This window comes from Pseudomonas sp. S2_C11, from assembly GCF_054668395.1.
On record NZ_CP162765.1, the window covers coordinates 5,317,811 to 5,336,138 of the forward strand.

At 60.1% G+C, this 18,328-nt stretch carries 16 protein-coding genes; 11 read left to right on the forward strand and 5 right to left on the reverse strand.

What is annotated here, in order from left to right:
• Positions 1-4 precede the first annotated feature (4 nt).
• A complete protein-coding gene (locus AB4N48_RS23865) occupies positions 5-1,081 on the forward strand; it encodes an aminopeptidase (protein WP_460094413.1) in 1,077 nt (358 codons plus the stop codon).
• Positions 1,082-1,180: 99 nt separating this feature from the next.
• Here the strand turns inward: AB4N48_RS23865 and AB4N48_RS23870 are convergent, their stop codons facing one another.
• Positions 1,181-1,831 carry an HAD family hydrolase gene (locus AB4N48_RS23870; RefSeq protein WP_460094414.1) on the reverse strand — a complete coding sequence of 217 codons (651 nt, stop codon included), beginning with the start codon at positions 1,829-1,831 and terminating at the stop codon, positions 1,181-1,183.
• 28 nt (positions 1,832-1,859) lie between these two features.
• The gene (locus tag AB4N48_RS23875) at positions 1,860-2,405 is read right to left on the reverse strand and encodes a gamma carbonic anhydrase family protein (protein WP_150637331.1); all 546 of its coding nucleotides are present in this window, start codon (positions 2,403-2,405) and stop codon (positions 1,860-1,862) included.
• A 62-nt stretch (positions 2,406-2,467) separates the two neighbouring features.
• Here AB4N48_RS23875 and prlC point away from each other — a divergent pair, with 62 nt between their 5' ends.
• From prlC to AB4N48_RS23890, 3 genes are all read left to right on the forward strand, one after another.
• Positions 2,468-4,546 carry an oligopeptidase A gene (gene prlC, locus AB4N48_RS23880; protein WP_163032799.1) on the forward strand — a complete coding sequence of 693 codons (2,079 nt, stop codon included), beginning with the start codon at positions 2,468-2,470 and terminating at the stop codon, positions 4,544-4,546.
• Positions 4,543-4,833 (forward strand): YheV family putative zinc ribbon protein, encoded by a 291-nt coding sequence (locus AB4N48_RS23885; RefSeq protein WP_056791282.1) that lies wholly within the window; start codon positions 4,543-4,545, stop codon positions 4,831-4,833. The genes prlC and AB4N48_RS23885 overlap by 4 nt, the downstream gene beginning before the upstream one ends.
• A gap of 113 nt (positions 4,834-4,946) precedes the next feature.
• On the forward strand, positions 4,947-6,974 hold the full coding sequence (locus AB4N48_RS23890; protein ID WP_305381923.1) for a M3 family metallopeptidase: 2,028 nt from the start codon (positions 4,947-4,949) through the stop codon (positions 6,972-6,974).
• Positions 6,975-6,979: 5 nt separating this feature from the next.
• On the opposite strand, the gene AB4N48_RS23895 is transcribed toward AB4N48_RS23890, so the two are convergent.
• The gene (locus AB4N48_RS23895) at positions 6,980-7,627 is read right to left on the reverse strand and encodes a phosphatase domain-containing protein (RefSeq protein ID WP_024015019.1); all 648 of its coding nucleotides are present in this window, start codon (positions 7,625-7,627) and stop codon (positions 6,980-6,982) included.
• Positions 7,628-7,907: 280 nt separating this feature from the next.
• On the opposite strand from AB4N48_RS23895, the gene AB4N48_RS23900 reads away from it, so the two are divergent.
• Genes AB4N48_RS23900 through AB4N48_RS23910 form a run of 3 tightly spaced genes read left to right on the forward strand, consistent with a single transcriptional unit; the run spans position 7,908 to position 11,755 of the window.
• Positions 7,908-8,654 carry a gluconate 2-dehydrogenase subunit 3 family protein gene (locus AB4N48_RS23900; RefSeq protein ID WP_460094415.1) on the forward strand — a complete coding sequence of 249 codons (747 nt, stop codon included), beginning with the start codon at positions 7,908-7,910 and terminating at the stop codon, positions 8,652-8,654.
• 2 nt (positions 8,655-8,656) lie between these two features.
• Positions 8,657-10,441: a GMC family oxidoreductase gene (locus tag AB4N48_RS23905; protein ID WP_024015017.1), complete on the forward strand. Its 1,785-nt coding sequence runs from the start codon at positions 8,657-8,659 to the stop codon at positions 10,439-10,441.
• A 12-nt stretch (positions 10,442-10,453) separates the two neighbouring features.
• Complete coding sequence (locus tag AB4N48_RS23910; protein ID WP_460094416.1) at positions 10,454-11,755, forward strand: c-type cytochrome; 1,302 nt, start codon at positions 10,454-10,456, stop codon at positions 11,753-11,755.
• Between the two features lie 69 nt (positions 11,756-11,824).
• On the opposite strand, the gene AB4N48_RS23915 is transcribed toward AB4N48_RS23910, so the two are convergent.
• A complete protein-coding gene (locus AB4N48_RS23915; protein ID WP_460094417.1) occupies positions 11,825-12,127 on the reverse strand; it encodes a hypothetical protein in 303 nt (100 codons plus the stop codon).
• 243 nt (positions 12,128-12,370) lie between these two features.
• On the opposite strand from AB4N48_RS23915, the gene AB4N48_RS23920 reads away from it, so the two are divergent.
• The 3 genes from AB4N48_RS23920 (at position 12,371) to AB4N48_RS23930 (ending at position 16,012) form a co-directional block, all read left to right on the forward strand.
• On the forward strand, positions 12,371-13,429 hold the full coding sequence (locus tag AB4N48_RS23920) for a PA0069 family radical SAM protein (RefSeq protein ID WP_236167899.1): 1,059 nt from the start codon (positions 12,371-12,373) through the stop codon (positions 13,427-13,429).
• Between the two features lie 237 nt (positions 13,430-13,666).
• Positions 13,667-14,395 carry a carbonic anhydrase gene (locus AB4N48_RS23925; protein WP_460094418.1) on the forward strand — a complete coding sequence of 243 codons (729 nt, stop codon included), beginning with the start codon at positions 13,667-13,669 and terminating at the stop codon, positions 14,393-14,395.
• 90 nt (positions 14,396-14,485) lie between these two features.
• Positions 14,486-16,012, forward strand: coding sequence for a SulP family inorganic anion transporter (locus tag AB4N48_RS23930; RefSeq protein WP_125927300.1), 1,527 nt, complete (start codon positions 14,486-14,488; stop codon positions 16,010-16,012).
• A 136-nt stretch (positions 16,013-16,148) separates the two neighbouring features.
• Here the strand turns inward: AB4N48_RS23930 and AB4N48_RS23935 are convergent, their stop codons facing one another.
• The gene (locus AB4N48_RS23935) at positions 16,149-16,799 is read right to left on the reverse strand and encodes a hypothetical protein (RefSeq protein WP_041476468.1); all 651 of its coding nucleotides are present in this window, start codon (positions 16,797-16,799) and stop codon (positions 16,149-16,151) included.
• Between the two features lie 370 nt (positions 16,800-17,169).
• Between AB4N48_RS23935 and coxB the strand changes: the two genes are divergently transcribed.
• The gene (gene coxB / locus AB4N48_RS23940; protein WP_423521934.1) at positions 17,170-18,297 is read left to right on the forward strand and encodes a cytochrome c oxidase subunit II; all 1,128 of its coding nucleotides are present in this window, start codon (positions 17,170-17,172) and stop codon (positions 18,295-18,297) included.
• Positions 18,298-18,328: the final 31 nt, after the last annotated feature.

Consider the following 18,328-nt stretch of genomic DNA (forward strand, 5'->3'; position numbering starts at 1 on the left):
TATTTTGATCAGGCCGTTTTCCAGCCTTGGGTTACTTGATCGCGTTTTTCCGATTTTGTTTCCGGGTGTGTTGTTTTTGTTGCTCAACGGTTGCGCCAGCGTCAGCTATTACAGCCAGCTCGCCAGCGGCCAGTTGCAATTGCTGCGCGCCCGGGAGCCGGTGGAGAAGGTCATTGCCGACCCCAGCCGCGATGCCAAATTGCGCGCGCATCTGGCTCAATCACAAAAGGCCCGTACCTTTGCCAGCGAGCATCTGCATTTGCCGGATAACCAGAGCTATCGCCTGTACGCCGATATCCATCGCCCTTACGTGGTGTGGAATGTGTTCGCTACTCAAGAGTTCTCCCTGACACCGCAGAATCACTGCTTCCCGATTGCCGGCTGCGTGGCCTATCGCGGCTACTACAGCCAGAGCGCAGCCCGTGGCGAAGCGGCGATTCAACGTTTGCAGGGTATGGATGTGTCGATCGGCGGGGTCGAGGCGTACTCGACGCTCGGCTGGTTCAATGACCCGATCCTCAATTCGATGATGGGCTGGGGCGATGAGCGACTGGCCACGCTGATCTTTCATGAGCTGGCGCACCAGAAGTTCTATGTGAAGGACGACACCGAATTCAACGAGTCATTTGCCACGTTTGTCGAGCAGGAAGGTACGCGGCAATGGCGCGCCTTTCGCGGCTTGCAGGCGGAATCCGATGCCAGGCTCAAGCAGCGTGACCAGTTCATCGAACTGGTACTCGCCACGCGTTCACGACTGGAGACGCTGTATGCGCAGCCGCTGTCGGTTGAGCAGATGCGTGAGCGCAAAGCAGCTGAATTCGAGCGCTTGCGCCGGGAGTATCAGGCAACGCGCGACAGTCAGTGGGCCGGGGACAAGCGCTATGACGCCTGGGTCAATGCGCCGCTGAACAATGCGCGGTTGTTGCCGTTCGGGCTGTATGACCAGTGGGTGCCGGCGTTTGCGGCGCTGTTCAGGCAAATGGATGGGGATTGGCTGAGGTTTTATGCCGAGGTTGAGCGGTTGGGACGGTTGCCGGTTGATGAGCGTAAGGCGGCGCTGGAAGCGCTGGCCCAGTCCTAAGGAACTCGGAGGCATAACGGCTCTTTCGCGAGCAGGCTCGCTCCCACATTGGATCGCGCTGCCTCTGTGGGAGCGAGCCTGCTCGCGAAGGCTATTTCATCAGCGCTGCAAAAACGCCTGATGCAACTCGTCCAAGGTTTCAAAGTGATAAGGCGGCGCCTCGGCATTCAGTTCTTCAAAACTGCCGAACCCATAGCCCACCGCCGCCGCATCCAGGCCGTTGCTGCGGGCGCCGATCAGGTCATGCTTGCGATCACCGATCATCAGGGTCTGTGCCGGGTCCAGGCGTTCTTCCTCAAGCAGATGCGCAATCAACTCAACCTTGTTGGTCCGCGTGCCGTCCAGCTCGCTGCCGTAGATCACTTTGAAGTGGCGGGCGAAGTCGAAGTGCCGGGCGATCTCGCGGGCGAACACCCACGGTTTGGACGTCGCGATGTACAACTGCCGCCCCTGCCCGCTCAAGGTTTCCAGCAACGGCGTCACCCCGTCGAACACCCGATTCTCGTAGAGGCCGGTGACCTTGAAGCGCTCGCGGTAAAAATTCACCGCTTCCCAGGCCTTGGCCTCGTCGAAATCGTAAAACTGCATGAACGCTTGCAGCAGCGGCGGGCCGATGAAGTGTTCCAGTTTGCTCAGGTCCGGCTCGTCGATGCCGAGATTGGCCAAGGCAAATTGAATTGAGCGGGTGATGCCCTCACGCGGGTCGGTCAGGGTGCCATCGAGGTCGAACAGTACAGTCTGGTAATGCATGGAAATTCCCGAGCAGGTGTAGGGCGATTCAGAGCTGGTCGTAGCCTTCGGCCAGATGCAGGTCCTTGAGCTTGACGTAATTCGCCGCGCTGTAGGTGAAGAAGGCGTTTTCCTTTTCGGTCAGCGGGCGCACTTGCTTGACCGGGCTGCCGACATACAGGAAGCCGCTCTGCAGGCGCTTGCCCGGCGGCACCAGGCTGCCGGCGCCGATGATCACATCGTCCTCGACCACGGCGCCGTCCATGACGATGCTGCCCATGCCGATCAATACGCGGCTGCCCACGGTGCAGCCGTGCAGCATGACCTTGTGGGCGATGGTCACGTCATCGCCGATCAGCAAGGGAAAACCGTCCGGGTTGAACGGGCCGGCGTGGGTGATGTGCAGCACACAGCCGTCCTGCACGCTGGTGCGCGCACCGATGCGGATGCGGTGCATGTCGCCACGGATCACCGTCAGCGGCCAGACCGAGCTGTCTGCGCCAATTTCGACGTCGCCGATCACCACCGCCGAACCGTCGACGAATGCGCCGTTGCTCAGGCGGGGGGTGTGATTCTGGTATTTGCGAAGGGACACGATTAGTTCTCTCTCTGTCGCCGATAGCTGCGGTGAGTGTCGATTGTAATTAAGATGGGCGCATGTTTCTTCCAGCCAAGGTGCCAACCGTGAGCGTGAACAACCCTCTTTTGCAGTCCTACGACCTGCCGCCGTTCTCCACGATCCGTGCCGAACACGTCCTGCCCGCCATCGAAACCATCCTCGCGGACAACCGCGCCGCCATCGCCGAGATCCTCAAGACCCAGGGCAAGAACCCGACCTGGGCCGGTCTGGTATTGGCGATGGACGAACTCAATGATCGCCTCGGTGCGGCATGGAGCCCGGTCAGCCATCTTAACGCCGTGTGCAACAGCGCCGAATTGCGTGAAGCCTATGAGTCGTGCCTGCCGGCCCTGAGCGCCTACTCCACCGAAATGGGCCAGAACCGCGAACTGTTCCAGGCGTATGAGGCGTTGGCCAACAGTCCGGAAGCTGCCAGTTTCGACGTCGCGCAAAAAACCATTCTGGAACACGCCCTGCGCGATTTCCGTCTGTCGGGTATCGATCTGCCGGAAGCCGAGCAGAAACGTTACGCCGAAGTGCAGAGCAAGCTGTCCGAGCTCGGCAGCCGCTTCTCCAACCAATTGCTCGACGCCACTCAGGCGTGGACCAAACACATTACCGATGAAGCCGCCCTCGCCGGCCTGACCGATTCGGCCAAGGCGCAGATGGCTGCCGCCGCCCAGGCCAAAGGTCTGGATGGCTGGTTGATCACTCTGGAATTCCCCAGCTATTACGCGGTGATGACCTACGCGCAAGACCGCGCGCTGCGCGAAGAAGTCTACGCCGCCTACTGCACCCGTGCCTCGGATCAAGGCCCGAATGCCGGGCAGAACGACAACGGCCCGGTGATGGAAGAGATCCTCGACCTGCGCCAGGAACTGGCCCGACTGCTGGGCTTCGCCAGTTTCGCCGAACTGAGTCTGGCGACGAAAATGGCCGAATCCAGCGATCAGGTGCTGAGCTTCCTGCGCGATCTGGCCCAACGCAGCAAGCCGTTCGCCGCGCAGGATCTGCAACAGCTGCGCGCGTACGCCGCCGAACAGGGCTGCGCCGATCTGCAAAGCTGGGACAGCGGTTTCTACGGTGAAAAACTTCGCGAGCAGCGTTACAGCGTTGCTCAGGAAACCCTGCGTGCCTACTTCCCGATCGATAAAGTCCTGAGCGGCCTGTTCGCCATCGTTCAGCGTTTGTACGGTATCGAGATCGCCGAGCAGAAAGGCTTCGACACCTGGCATCCGGACGTCCGCCTGTTCGAGATCAAGGAAAACGGCCAGCACGTCGGCCGCTTCTTCTTCGACCTGTATGCCCGTGCCAACAAGCGTGGCGGCGCATGGATGGACGGCGCCCGCGACCGTCGTCGCACCGTCGACGGCGTGCTGCAAAGCCCGGTGGCCAATCTGGTGTGCAACTTCACCCCGGCCGACAGCGGCAAGCCTGCGCTGCTGACCCACGATGAAGTGACCACCCTGTTCCACGAGTTTGGCCATGGCCTGCATCACCTGCTGACCCGCGTCGAACACGCTGGCGTATCCGGCATCAATGGCGTGGCCTGGGATGCGGTCGAGCTGCCGAGCCAGTTCATGGAAAACTGGTGCTGGGAGCCGGAAGGCCTCGCTCTGATCTCCGGCCACTACGAGACCGGCGAGCCACTGCCGCAGGACCTGCTGGAAAAAATGCTCGCGGCGAAGAATTTCCAGTCCGGGCTGATGATGGTGCGTCAGCTGGAGTTTTCGCTGTTCGACTTCGAACTGCACGCCACCCATGGCGATGGCCGCAGCGTGGCGCAAGTGCTCGAGGGCGTGCGTGACGAGGTGTCGGTGATGCGTCCACCGGCTTACAACCGCTTCCCCAACAGCTTTGCGCACATTTTCGCTGGTGGTTACGCGGCGGGTTATTACAGCTACAAGTGGGCTGAAGTGCTGTCCGCCGACGCCTTCTCGAAATTCGAGGAAGACGGCGTGCTCAACGCTGAAACCGGTCGGGCGTTCCGCGAGGCGATTCTGGCGCGCGGCGGCTCGCAGGCACCGATGGTGCTGTTCGTCGACTTCCGTGGCCGTGAGCCGTCGATCGACGCGCTGTTGCGCCACAGCGGCCTGAGTGAGGACGCGGCAGCATGAGCGACGGCCCTGTGATCACCAAGAAGCGCTTCATCGCCGGGGCGGTCTGCCCGGCGTGCAGCGAGCCGGACAAGTTGATGATGTGGAACGAAGACGGCGTGCCGCACCGCGAATGCGTGGCCTGCGGTTACTCCGACACGCTCAACGAGCAAGGCCTGTCGGTGCCCAAAGAGCTGGGCACGCGGGTCAATACCAGCGCGCTGAAACCTGCCGCCGACAAAAAGGTTCAGGCGGTGCAGTTCTTCCCCAACCCCAAGTTGAAGAAAAAGTCCGACGAGCAACAATGACAACGACCGCTGCCTGCCGATCATCGTCGGCAGGTGGCGGTATCTATTCACCACCTTGCCTCTGCGCTTCCTGATTAGGCTGGCCAATCCAGCCCTCTCTCACGGAAGACGCCATGCCTGACACCAACCCACTCCTGCAACATTGGCAGTTGCCGCCCTGGGCGGCGATACGCGCCGAACATCTGCTGCCAGCAGTCGAGCGCATCGTTGCCGACAACCTGCTGATCATCGAAAACGTCATCGCCACTCAGGTCGATCATCCCAACTGGGACGACGTGGTAATTGCCATCGATGAAGCCGATGCGCGCCTGGATGAAACCATGGCGATCATCGAATTCCTCTCGATCAGTCATGCCGATGAGCCCCAGTGGTTGATGCAGGAAGCCCTGAGTACGCACGCCGCGCAGCGTTACAAGACTGCGAAGGCCGGCAATCGACAGTTGCTCCAGGTTTATCAACGATTGGCACAGAGCTCCATAGCCGCCAGCTTCAGTGATGCACGCAAAGCCTCGCTGGCGAAAATCCTGCGCCGGTTTCACTTGGCGGGAAGCGAATTGTCGAGTGCGCAGCGCAAGGATCTGGCGCGATTGAACGGCGAAATCGATCTGCTGGAAAAGCGCTTCATGAGCAACCTCAAATCGGTCAACGCGGCATGGAGCAAGGACATCGACGATGCCGCGCTATTGGCGGGACTGCCGGCCGAAATGCAGACGCATCTGGCCGCCAATGCCCACAAGGCCGGCCTGCCCGGGTGGCGGCTGACCCTGGATCAGAACACTTACCAACAGGTCATGAGGCGGGCACAACACCGCGGACTGCGCGAGGAGTATTTCAAAGCCTGGTGCACCCGCGCTTCGGATCAGGGGCCACAGGCCGGTCGCTTCGATAACGGGCCGGTTTTGCAGACGCTGCTGGCCGCACGTCATGCCAAAGCCCGGCTCTTGGGTTTTGACAACTTTGCCCATCTGCGCCTGCACAACCGTATGGCTACCGGTACCGATCAGGTTGGCCGTTTTCTGCGCCAGCAGATCGCCCGCAATGCCGTGTCACTGGCGGGCGAGACCGATGATTTGCAGGCCTTGGCCCGCGAGCACGGGGTTGAACAGCTAGAAGCGTGGGATCACGATTTCCTCGCCGAGCAATTACGCCTGAAGCAGTCCGGCGGCACGGAGCAGGACCTGCGCGAGTTCTTCGCGCTGCAAGCCACACTGCACAGCCTCTGCCGCTTCAGCGAGCATATGTTCGGTATCAGCATCAGCGAAAATACCGTCCACGAGCGTTTCGCCGAAAATGTTCGCCTGTTCGAAATCAGCGAGCGTCAGCAACCGGTTGGTTACATCTACATCGACCCGTTCCACCGCGACGCGGGCAACGACTATGCCTGGACCGGTGTACTGCGCAATCGACGGATCACCGCCGAAGGCCGACCATTACTGCCGATTGCCTCGCTTCAATGCAATTACCCGGCAGCGGAAAACGGGCAACCCTACCTGCTGGATCCGCAGGATCTGCGTGTTCTGCTGCACGAATTCGGCCATTGCCTGCATCATGTGCTGACGCGTTCGCCGCATTACAACCTGTCCGGCATTTCGCATCTGAGCCGCGACGCTGCCGAGTTTGTCGGGCAACTGTTCGAAAAATGGGCGTTATCCGGGCAATTCCTGCGCTGGCTGGGTACGCATCACCAGAGCGGTGAGCGTCTGTCCGAAGCGCAGGCCAATACCGCGTTTTCCGCCACAGGCATCCAGCGCAGCCGGGAGACGGCAATGCTGTTGCTGAACGCGCTGGTCGACTTCGAACTGCACCGCTGTCACGGTGACGGTCGCACTGTTCAGCAAGTAGTCGAGGATGTGCAAAGTGAGTTCGCGCACCTGTCCATCCCGGCCTACTGCCGCTTCGCCAACAGCTGCGATTATCTGGTTACCGGTTATGAGGCTTCGCTGTACGCCTACAAATGGTCGGGTGTGCTGGCGAGCGAGGCGTTCAAGCGCTTCGAACGTGAAGGTCTGTTCAACGAACAGACGGGCCGCGACATGCGCGAACACCTGCTCTCGGGGGACAGGCAGGCACTGCCCGCCGCACTGCAAGCCTTTCTCGGAAAACCCATCGACAGCGCACTGTTTCCTGCGCCAGCCGATTGAACTGATCAACGCTGGACGTGCGCCGAGTCGAACCAGCTCTTCATCGAACACATGGCGAATGCACTGGTGCTGCATTCGCCATTGATCAGGGCTTCGTGCAACCGATCAACATCGGCCTGCATCACGTAGCGCACGCTGTCGTGGAAATGCTGACTGTCACCAAAACCGCCCTCGGTCATTTCCTTGAGCGCCTGCTCTTTGCTCCAGCCCTGCACCACCACCCGGTACATCGCCGCCATCAGACCGGTGCGGTCAGAACCGTGCTTGCAGTGCATGAGCACCGGGCCGTCAGCTTCGGCGGACTGAATCGCGCGCAGAGCCTTGAGCACATCGCTGTCGTCGACGTGGTTGGTGCGATATGGTAGTTGCACCTGCTTGATGCCCGGCGCGGAGAGCCAGTCGCTATCAGCGTCAGGCAGGAAGTTGATTACGGTGACGACATGCAGATCGTTCAACAGCGGCACCGCACTGCGGCTGGGCAAGGCGCTGCGATACAGCGTCGGTGACATGCGGAACAGGTTGAACTGCGCCTCAACCGGCTGTGCCCACTCGGCCGGGCGAGATGGCGTGGCGTCGGCCGCCCGGGCGGCAATGCCATGCAACAGTGCAACAAGCGAAAAACATAACGCGGGGAAAAAGCGCACTCGAGACATGCTGGGCTGACCGTTTCGGCAATCTTCATGGGAGGAATTGCAGCTTCGCTTTTGAGCGGTCAACGCGCCGTGAGCCGGCCGTCAAAGAAACGTGAATCGTCGCCGCGCCGGGCTTTTTTCCGTGCAAACGGTTTTTCTTGATGCTTAGCCTGCTACCATTTGTCACATGATGTTGCAGAGGGATCGGCTTTTACCCGACCGAACCCTGATCGTCGCAACGCAAAATTCCTCGAGCTGCTCGCAGAAGCGGCTGACTTCTATGCCTGATGAGGTGCCCCCCATGTCTGATCAAGATCGAGACAACCCGCGGCGTGAATTCTTGCGCAAATCCCTGACCCTGATTCCGGTGGTCACGCTTGCCGGTACCGGCCTGGGCAGCAGCGTGCTGCAAGCCGCACCTGAAAGTACACCGGCGCCGGCCGCAGCAAAACCTGCCGCTGTTGGCGCGGGTGATTATCAGCCGAGCTTTTTCACCGCTGAAGAATGGGCATTCATCAATGCCGCCGTCGCCCAGTTGATCCCCAACGACGCACAAGGCCCCGGTGCCCTCGAAGCGGGCGTGCCGGAATACATCGACCGGCAGATGAACACCCCGTACGCCGCCGGTGCCCTGTGGTACATGCAAGGCCCGTTCAATGCCGACGCGGCACCGGAGATGGGCTGGCAGAGCAAACTGGTGCCCAAAGACATCTATCGCCTCGGCATCGCCGCCACGGATCAGTGGGTAAAAGGTCTGAGCGGTAAAACATTTGCCGAGCAAGACAGCGCTACCCGAGACGATTTGCTCAAGCAACTGGAAGCCGGCAAACCGCAGTTCGACGCGGTGCCGGCGAAGATTTTCTTCAATCTGCTGCTGCAAAACACCAAGGAAGGTTTCTTCTGCGACCCGATCCACGGTGGCAATAGAGGCATGGTCGGCTGGACCATGATCGGTTTCCCCGGCGCCCGCGCCGATTTCATGGATTGGGTGGAACGCAACGAGCAATACCCCTTCCCGGCAGTGTCGATTCGCGGCGAGAGGGCGTAAGCATGGCAACGGTAATGAAGAAGGTTGATGCAGTCATCGTCGGTTTCGGCTGGACGGGCGCGATCATGGCCAAGGAGCTCACCGAGGCGGGCCTCAACGTGCTGGCGCTGGAGCGCGGGCCGATGCAGGACACCTACCCCGACGGCAACTATCCACAGGTGATCGACGAACTCACCTACAGCGTGCGCAAGAAACTCTTTCAGGACATCTCCAAAGAGACGGTGACCATTCGCCACAGCGTCAACGACATCGCCCTGCCCAACCGCCAGTTGGGCGCGTTTTTGCCGGGTAACGGCGTCGGCGGCGCCGGTCTGCACTGGTCGGGCGTGCACTTTCGCGTCGACCCGATCGAGTTGCGTATGCGCAGCCACTACGAAGAACGCTACGGCAAAAGCTTCATCCCCAAAGACATGACCATCCAGGATTTCGGCGTCAGCTATGAAGAGCTGGAACCGTTTTTCGACTTCGCGGAAAAAGTCTTCGGCACCTCCGGCCAGGCCTGGACGGTGAAAGGCCAACTGGTCGGTCAGGGCAAGGGCGGTAACCCTTATGCGGCGGATCGCTCCAATCCGTTTCCGCTTGAAGCGCAGAAGAACACCGTATCCGCACAGCTGTTCGGCAAAGCGGCCACAGAAGTCGGTTACAAACCCTACAACCTGCCTTCGGCTAATACTTCGGGGCCGTACACCAATCCCTACGGCGCACAGATGGGGCCATGCAACTTCTGCGGGTTCTGCAGCGGCTACGTCTGCTACATGTATTCCAAGGCCTCGCCGAACGTGAACATTCTGCCGGCGCTCAAGCCCCTGCCGAATTTCGAGCTGCGGCCCAACTCCCATGTGCTGCGGGTCAACCTCGACAGCAGCAAGTCCAAAGCGACCGGCGTCACCTACATCGACGGCCAGGGCCGCGAGATCGAGCAGCCGGCGGATTTGGTGATCCTCGGCGCATTCCAGTTGCACAACGTGCGTCTGATGCTGCTGTCCGGGATCGGCAAACCGTACGACCCGATCAGCGGCGAAGGCGTGGTCGGGCGTAACTTCGCCTACCAGAACATGGCCACCATCAAGGCCTTCTTCGACAAGGACACCCACACCAACAACTTCATCGGCGCTGGCGGCAACGGCGTGGCGGTGGACGATTTCAACGCCGACAACTTCGACCACGGCCCGCACGGCTTCGTCGGCGGTTCGCCGATGTGGGTCAACCAGGCTGGCAGTCGACCGATTGCCGGCACCTCGAACCCGCCGGGCACACCGGCCTGGGGCAGCGCATGGAAACGCGCCACCGCCGATTACTACACCCACCAGGTGTCGATGGACGCCCACGGCGCGCATCAATCCTACCGTGGCAACTACCTCGATCTCGATCCGGTGTATCGCGATGCCTACGGCCTGCCGCTGCTGCGCATGACCTTCGACTGGCAGGAAAACGACATCAAGATGAACCGCTTCATGGTCGAGAAAATGGGCAAGATCGCCCAAGCCATGGGCCCGAAAGCCATTGCAGTGATCGGCAAGCAGGTCGGCGATCACTTCAACACCGCCTCGTACCAGACCACCCACCTCAACGGTGGCGCGATCATGGGCACCGATCCGAAGACCAGCGCCCTGAACCGCTATTTGCAGAGCTGGGACGTGCACAACGTATTCGTCCCGGGCGCCTCGGCGTTCCCGCAGGGCCTGGGCTACAACCCGACCGGGCTGGTGGCGGCGCTGACCTACTGGTCGGCAAAAGCGATCCGCGAGCAATACCTGAAAAACCCCGGCCCGCTGGTGCAGGCTTAAGGAGCGATGACCATGAAAACCCTCGTTATCGCCACCGTCGCCCTGCTCGGCAGCACTGCAATTTATGCGGCCGATGTTGATCAAAATCTGATCAAGCAAGGCGAATACCTTGCCCGCGCCGGCGACTGCGTGGCCTGCCACACGGCCAAGGGCGGCAAGCCGTTCGCCGGCGGTCTGCCGATGGAGACGCCGATCGGCACGATCTACTCGACCAACATCACCCCGGACAAGACCGGTCTGGGCGACTACAGCTTCGAAGACTTCGATCAGGCCGTGCGCCACGGTGTGGCCAAAAACGGCAGCACGTTGTACCCGGCGATGCCTTATCCGTCCTACGCGCGGGTCAACCAGGCCGACATGCAAGCGCTGTATGCGTATTTCATGCACGGCGTCGAACCGGTGGCGCAGGAGAACAAGGCCAGCGACATTCCCTGGCCGTTGAGCATGCGCTGGCCGCTGATGGGCTGGCGCTGGCTGTTTGCGCCGAAGGTCGAGGATTACAAGGCCACATCGGCCGATCCGGTGATCGATCGTGGCGCATACCTGGTCGAAGGCCTCGGCCACTGCGGCGCCTGTCACACCCCGCGTGCGCTGACCATGCAGGAAAAATCCCTGAGCGCGGCGGACGGCAGCGAATTCCTCGCCGGCAGTGCACCGCTGGAAGGCTGGATCGCCAAGAGCCTGCGCGGCGATCACAAGGATGGCCTCGGCAGCTGGAGCGAAGAACAACTGGTGCAGTTCCTCAAGACCGGGCGCAGCGATCGCAGCGCAGTGTTCGGCGGTATGAGTGATGTGGTCACCCACAGCATGCAGTACATGAGCGATGCCGACCTCACCGCGATTGCCCGTTATCTCAAATCACTGCCGGCCAATGACCCGGCGGATCAGCCGCATCAGTACGACGAGAAAGTGGCCAAAGCGCTGTGGAACGGCGACGACAGCCAACGCGGCGCGTCGGTGTACATCGACAACTGCGCAGCCTGCCACCGTACCGATGGCCAGGGCTACACCCGGGTGTTCCCGGCGCTGGCGGGCAATCCGGTGCTGCAGACGGATGACCCGACATCGCTGATCCACATCGTGCTCAAGGGCGGGACTTTGCCGGCAACGCACACCGCGCCATCGACCTTCACCATGCCCGGTTTCGCCTGGCGCCTGTCGGATCAGGAAGTGGCGGATGTGGTGAGTTTCATTCGTGGCAGCTGGGGCAACAAGGGTGCGCCGGTCAGTGCCAAAGATGTTGCACACCTGCGCAGTGAAGACATGCAAACCACCTCTGGTGATGATCTCGGCCAGGTCACCCAGCACAACTAAGAACTAACCCCCTGCATGATGTCTTCATGCAGGGGGTTTTATTTATGGATGTGTGGCAACTACTTCTGCTTATGGATTAATGATGGCCACATAAGCTTTGGCCAATGCGATCAACTCTGCCTTGTCATCGCGATCAATATCGCCGTCGCCATCGACATCTTTCTTGTTCGTGCGAATGGTGAATGTTTGGCCTTTGTCGGCAGATACCGCCACGACGTAGATCGAATCGACCAGAGTCTCGGTGGAAAGCTCTTGCTCCGCGTTCCAGCCCAGTTCCTTGCGCGCCAGCTGTAGCGAAACAATAGTGTTGGAGTCGGTGATGCTGGGCCGCGTCATTTGCAGAAAAACACCACGTTGATTCAAATAAGACATTCAATCAAATCCCTTTAATTAGTTGGCCGGAGTCTGTTGCCGGGAAGTCCAGAGCCTATATAGCGGATTTGAGTTCAGCAATTGAGCATCTGTATCTTCGATTGTCGTCAATCAGCGAAGATTATCTGACGAACAACTTTACCAACGAGCGGCACCGCAATTTCAATAGCGTCGCTGAACGGTACTGGATCATAGCGCACAGCCTCGGATACTGTATGCATATACAGAGCAGAGGTTCGTTCGATGATCACTTCAGTCCCGCCCCGCGGTCGCGGCACCGCAACCAACCCGCACAACCGCTTTGCGCCCAGTCGTTCGGTGGCCGAGGACGATGGCTGGTATCAGGAAGTGCCAGAGACGCAAAACACCGAAGTGATCATCGAGAAGGCCAAATCGATCATCAGCCGCAACACCTCGCCGGATCTGCCCTTCGACCGTTCGATAAATCCCTATCGCGGCTGCGAACACGGCTGTATCTATTGCTACGCACGCCCCAGCCACGCCTATTGGGACATGTCGCCGGGCCTGGATTTCGAAACCCGGCTGATTGCCAAGACCAATGCCGCCCAGATCCTTGAAGAACAACTGAGCAAACCCGGCTATCAATGTGCGCCGATCAATCTCGGCTCCAATACCGACCCGTATCAGCCCATCGAGCGCGAATACAAAATCACCCGTCAGACCCTGGAAGTGCTGCTGCGTTACCGGCATCCGGTGACCATTGTCACCAAAGGTTCGCTGATTCTGCGCGATCTCGATTTGCTGACCGAGTTGGCGCAGCAACGGCTGGTGTCGGTGATGATCAGCTTGACCACGCTGGATGATGAACTCAAACGCATCCTCGAACCGCGCGCCGCAGCGCCCAAGGCACGCCTGCGCGCGATCCGGGTCATGCGCGAAGCAGGCATTCCAGTAGGCGTGCTGTGTTCGCCGATGATTCCGATGATCAATGACAGTGAGATCGAAAGCCTGCTCACCGAGGCCCACGCCGCCGGTGCGCAAAGCGCTGCCTACATGATGCTGCGCCTGCCGCTGGAAGTCGCGCCGCTGTTCGAGGAGTGGTTGCAGGCGCACTATCCGCAACGTGCCGCCCATGTGCTGAGCCTGATCCGCCAGAGTCGCGGCGGCGAACTCTACGACAGCCGTTTCGGTGCGCGCATGCGCGGTGAAGGACCGTTTGCAGACCTGCTCGCACAAAGATTTGCCAAGGCCATCAAAAAGCTTGGCCTGAACAAACGCGAGGGCTATAACCTCGACTGCTCGGCCTTCTGTCCGCCGGGTCGCCAGATGTCGTTGATTTAGCGACAATTGGCTTTGGGTTGACGGGTTGGAATCCTTCCGCCGAAACACGCCAGTCACGTTTTTTGTGACCTGGAACACACGTTCTAGAGCGTTTGATTCAGTTTCAGTTAAGTTTCGGCGGCTACCTTGTTCATCGAGTGACTGACGGGTCGGGATGACCCGGATGGTTTAAACAGCCACTGGCTTCATACCGGAATACCGGGGAAGACTCCCTGAATCCGCACAAGAGGATGAATCATGAGTGACAAGGATAAACAGTCGTTGGCTGCCTCGGCGCAAAGCCCTGAAGCACAATCCGCCGATGCAGCACTGCGACAGATCGTTGATGGCTTTTTACGCTTTCACCATGACGTTTTTCCGCAGCAGGAAGAATTGTTCAAGAAGCTCGCCACCGCTCAGACGCCCAAGGCGATGTTCATCACTTGCGCCGACTCGCGCATCGTTCCCGAGCTGATCACCCAGAGCTCGCCGGGCGATCTGTTCGTTACCCGTAACGTCGGCAACGTGGTGCCGCCCTACGGTCAGATGAACGGCGGCGTCTCCACCGCGATCGAATACGCGGTACTGGCGCTGGGCGTGCAGCACATCATCATTTGCGGCCACTCCGATTGCGGCGCCATGCGCGCGGTACTCAACCCCGACAGCCTGGAAAAAATGCCGACGGTCAAAGCCTGGCTGCGCCACGCCGAAGTCGCGAAAACCATGGTGCACGACAACTGCAACTGCACCGACGAAAAAGAAAGCATGCCGATCCTCACTGAGGAAAACGTCATCGCCCAACTGCAGCACTTGCGTACCCATCCTTCGGTAGCCTCGCGCATGGCGAACGGTCATCTGTTCATCCATGGCTGGGTCTACAACATCGAAACCAGCGAAATCAAAGCTTACGACGCGGACCAGGGTCGTTTCCTGCCTCTCGACGGCAGCCATCCGATTCCTGTGGCGACGCCCAAAGCGCGCTTCTAAATCTTCCCAACAATCTGTGTGGTATGACGCCGGCCGCTGATTCAGCGGCCCGGCCTCGCCACGCCTGAAGAAAACTTCGGGAGAATCGCCATGCGTGCGGCTCAATTGAAAGCTGTGTTGCCACGGGAGCTGCTCGCCTCCGTGGTTGTGTTTCTGGTCGCCCTGCCGCTGTGCATGGGCATCGCGATTGCGTCAGGGCTGCCGCCGGCCAAGGGTCTGATCACCGGCATCATCGGCGGTCTGGTGGTCGGTTGGCTGGCGGGTTCGCCGTTGCAGGTCAGCGGTCCGGCGGCGGGGCTGGCGGTGTTGGTTTTCGAACTGGTGCGCCAGCACGGCATCGAGATGCTCGGGCCGATTCTGCTGCTCGCCGGTTTTCTGCAACTGGTCGCCGGGCGACTGAAGCTTGGCTGCTGGTTTCGGGTCACGGCGCCAGCGGTGGTCTACGGCATGCTCGCGGGCATTGGCGTGTTGATTGTGCTCTCGCAAATCCATGTGATGCTCGATGCCAAGCCGCAGCCTTCCGGGCTGGACAACCTCACGGCGTTCCCGGCGGCCGTGGCGCAGGCCTTGCCATCGTTTGGCTGGCAGGCGGGTCTGCTCGGCTTGTCGACGATTGCGGTGATGTGGCTGTGGGAAAAATTCCGTCCGCATTCGCTGCGCTTCATTCCCGGCGCATTGCTCGGTGTGGGTCTGGCGACGGTGGCGAGCCTGATGCTGGCGTTGCAGGTCAAGCGCGTTGAGGTACCGGCGAACCTGGCCGAAGCGATCGATTGGCTCAAGCCGGCCGACCTGATGAATCTGGCCGACCCGACACTGCTGATTGCCGCGTTCGCCGTGGCGTTCATCGCCAGTGCCGAAACCCTGCTGTCCGCTGCGGCGGTGGATCGCATGCACAGCGGCGTGCGTTCGGACTTCGATCGTGAACTGTCGGCGCAAGGTGTCGGCAACATGCTCTGCGGTCTGGTCGGCGCGCTGCCGATGACCGGAGTGATCGTGCGCAGTTCGGCCAACGTCCAGGCCGGTGCGACCACACGCTACTCGACGATTTTCCATGGCCTATGGCTGCTGGCATTCGTGCTGTTGCTGTCGAGCGTGCTGCAAAGCATTCCGGTGGCGAGTCTGGCGGGTGTGCTGGTGTATACCGGCTTCAAGCTGGTCGACCTGAAAGCCTTCCGTGGTCTGGGTCGATACGGGCGGATGCCGATGTTCACCTACGCCGCTACAGCGTTGGCGATCATCTTCACTGACCTGCTCACCGGTGTGCTGATCGGCTTCGGTCTGACAATGTTGAAGCTGGCATTCAAGGCTTCGCGCCTGAAGATCAGCCTGATCGACTTGCCGCAGGACGGCGAGATGGAACTGCGTCTGGTTGGTGCAGCGACGTTCCTCAAAGTGCCGGCGCTGACCCAGGTGCTGGGCAGCATTCCCCACGGTACGACGGTACATGTGCCGCTGAACAACCTCAGCTACATCGACCACTCGTGTCTGGAGTTGCTTGAGGAATGGGGCCGGGCGAATGCGGCGAAGGGATCGAAGCTGTTGATCGAATCGCGTGGGTTGAAGCGACGGCTGGAAGGCCGGGTGCGGACCAATACCGGGATTGGTGCGGCTGGCTAGATCTTCCTGCCTGAGCACAAACCCTGTGGGAGCGAGCCTGCTCGCGAAAGCGGTGTATCAGCCAACAGAGATGTTGAATGATCGACCGCATTCGCGAGCAGGCTCGCTCCCACACTGGATTTATGACACAAGAAAATCAGGCAGCAGGCTGATCCAGCTCAAGCCCCACACCCAACCGGCGGCTCATGCACGGCCAGCGTTTCCACGCCGCGCCAGTGTCCGGACTGCTGAGTTTTTCGCGGTAGGCTTCTACCGACTCCAAAGCAAAACTCTCTTCGTTGAGCATCTCGTCGATCGCGTGATGCACCGCTTCGTCCAGTTGGTTGGCGAATTCCTCACCGATCAATTGGTGAGCAATCAGGTTGGCGACCGTCATGTCCAAGGGGATCAATGGCTGGCCGAAATGCTTGATGTACAGGTCGTTGACCTCTTCGACAAAACGGTGTGCCAGATAGGCCTCGTCGAGCAGGCTGTCCAGGCCGACGTGCCCAGCCATGATCGCCGGCGGCTGGAGGAAATACTGCTCGGCGATCTTCAGCACCGGTTTGATCTGCGATTCGATTCCCGCTTCCCTGGCGACTTCATTGGCTGCATCCAGCAGGTCCGGCACTTCATCGATGTAGGCGGCGACAAAACGTGTCAGCACGCCCTGGGCGTCGGCTTCCGGCAACTGGATCGCCGGGTGCAGGTGAGGCAGCTTGCTTTCCAGCTGACGGGTCAGCAGGCCGGTGTCTTTTTCGTGCTGTTGGGCTTGTTGGATCTGCTCGCGCAATGCGGCGGTGTTCATGAAAACTCCAGGAAACAAGGCAATGAAATAGGGAAGACATAACTTAGCTGGCTTACGAAAAACGCTAAGACGCATTTGTCATAATTATTTCATCCTTGATGCAGCTGCGTTATATCCATTCGCCACCACTCGTCTGCATCCTTCTCCATTCGGGCACTTGAACGCAAGCGCCGGGTGTTTCAGCTCATTTACGTGCCCGGGTTGCAAATCCCGGGCGCTGTCTATACTCGCCAATGAATGGAGTTAGCTGATGACGCCCGACTGCACCCGCAGCAAGGCCCGGCGATTCAAGTTCGTAGTCTGATGCAGCCGCTCCCTTGCCGCAGGCGATACGCCGGCGGGATAACAAGAACGATAAGGGGAACCCGCAATGATGCGACATCCACATGTCTGGATGGGCCTCCTGTTGTGGTCGATTTTCAGCCCGGCCAACGCGGCCTGGACTGTGAATATGGCGCCTGGAGCGACTGAAATCAGTCACGCAGTATTCGACCTGCACATGACCATTTTCTGGATCTGTGTGGTGATCGGGATCATCGTCTTCGGCGCCATGTTCTGGTCGATGATGGTGCACCGCCGCTCTACCGGCCAGGTCGCGGCCAAATTCCACGAAAGCACCGGCGTCGAGATCATGTGGACCATCGTGCCGCTGCTGATCCTGGTGGCCATGGCCGTGCCGGCCACCGCGACTCTGATCAAGATGTATGATACCAGCGAGCCGGACATCGATATCCAGATCACCGGTTATCAGTGGAAGTGGCACTACAAATACCTGGGCCAGGACGTCGAGTTCTTCAGCAACCTGGCCACCCCCGCCGAGCAGATCCACAACAAGGAAGCCAAGGGCGAGCATTACTTGCTCGAAGTCGACAAGCCGCTGGTGCTGCCGATCGGCGCCAAGGTGCGCTTTCTGGTGACCTCGGCTGACGTCATTCACTCATGGTGGGTGCCGGCGTTTGCGGTCAAGCGCGATGCGATTCCCGGATTCGTCAACGAAGCCTGGACGCGCATCGACAAGCCCGGCCTCTACCGTGGCCAGTGCGCCGAATTGTGCGGCAAGGACCACGGCTTCATGCCGATCGTGGTCGAGGTCAAGGAACAGGCCGATTACGAAAAATGGCTCGCCGAGCGCAAGGCCGAGGCCGCGCAGCTCAAAGAACTGACCAGCAAGGAATGGACCCTCGACGAGCTCAAGGAACGCGGCGACAAGGTCTATCACACCACTTGCGTGGCCTGTCACCAGGCCGAAGGCCAGGGCCTGCCGCCGATGTTCCCGGCACTCAAGGGCTCGAAAATCGCTACCGGGTCGATCAAGGATCACTTGGGCATCGTCTACCACGGCAAACCCGGCACCGCCATGGCGGCGTTCGGCAAACAGCTGTCGGAAGTCGATATCGCAGCGGTCGTGACTTACGAACGTAACGCCTGGGGCAACAATAAGGGCGACATGGTCACGCCAAAAGAAGTGCTGGAGCTGAAACAGGCGGAAAGCAAATGAGCCGGTCAATTGCGTATTCAGTGAACCGGTC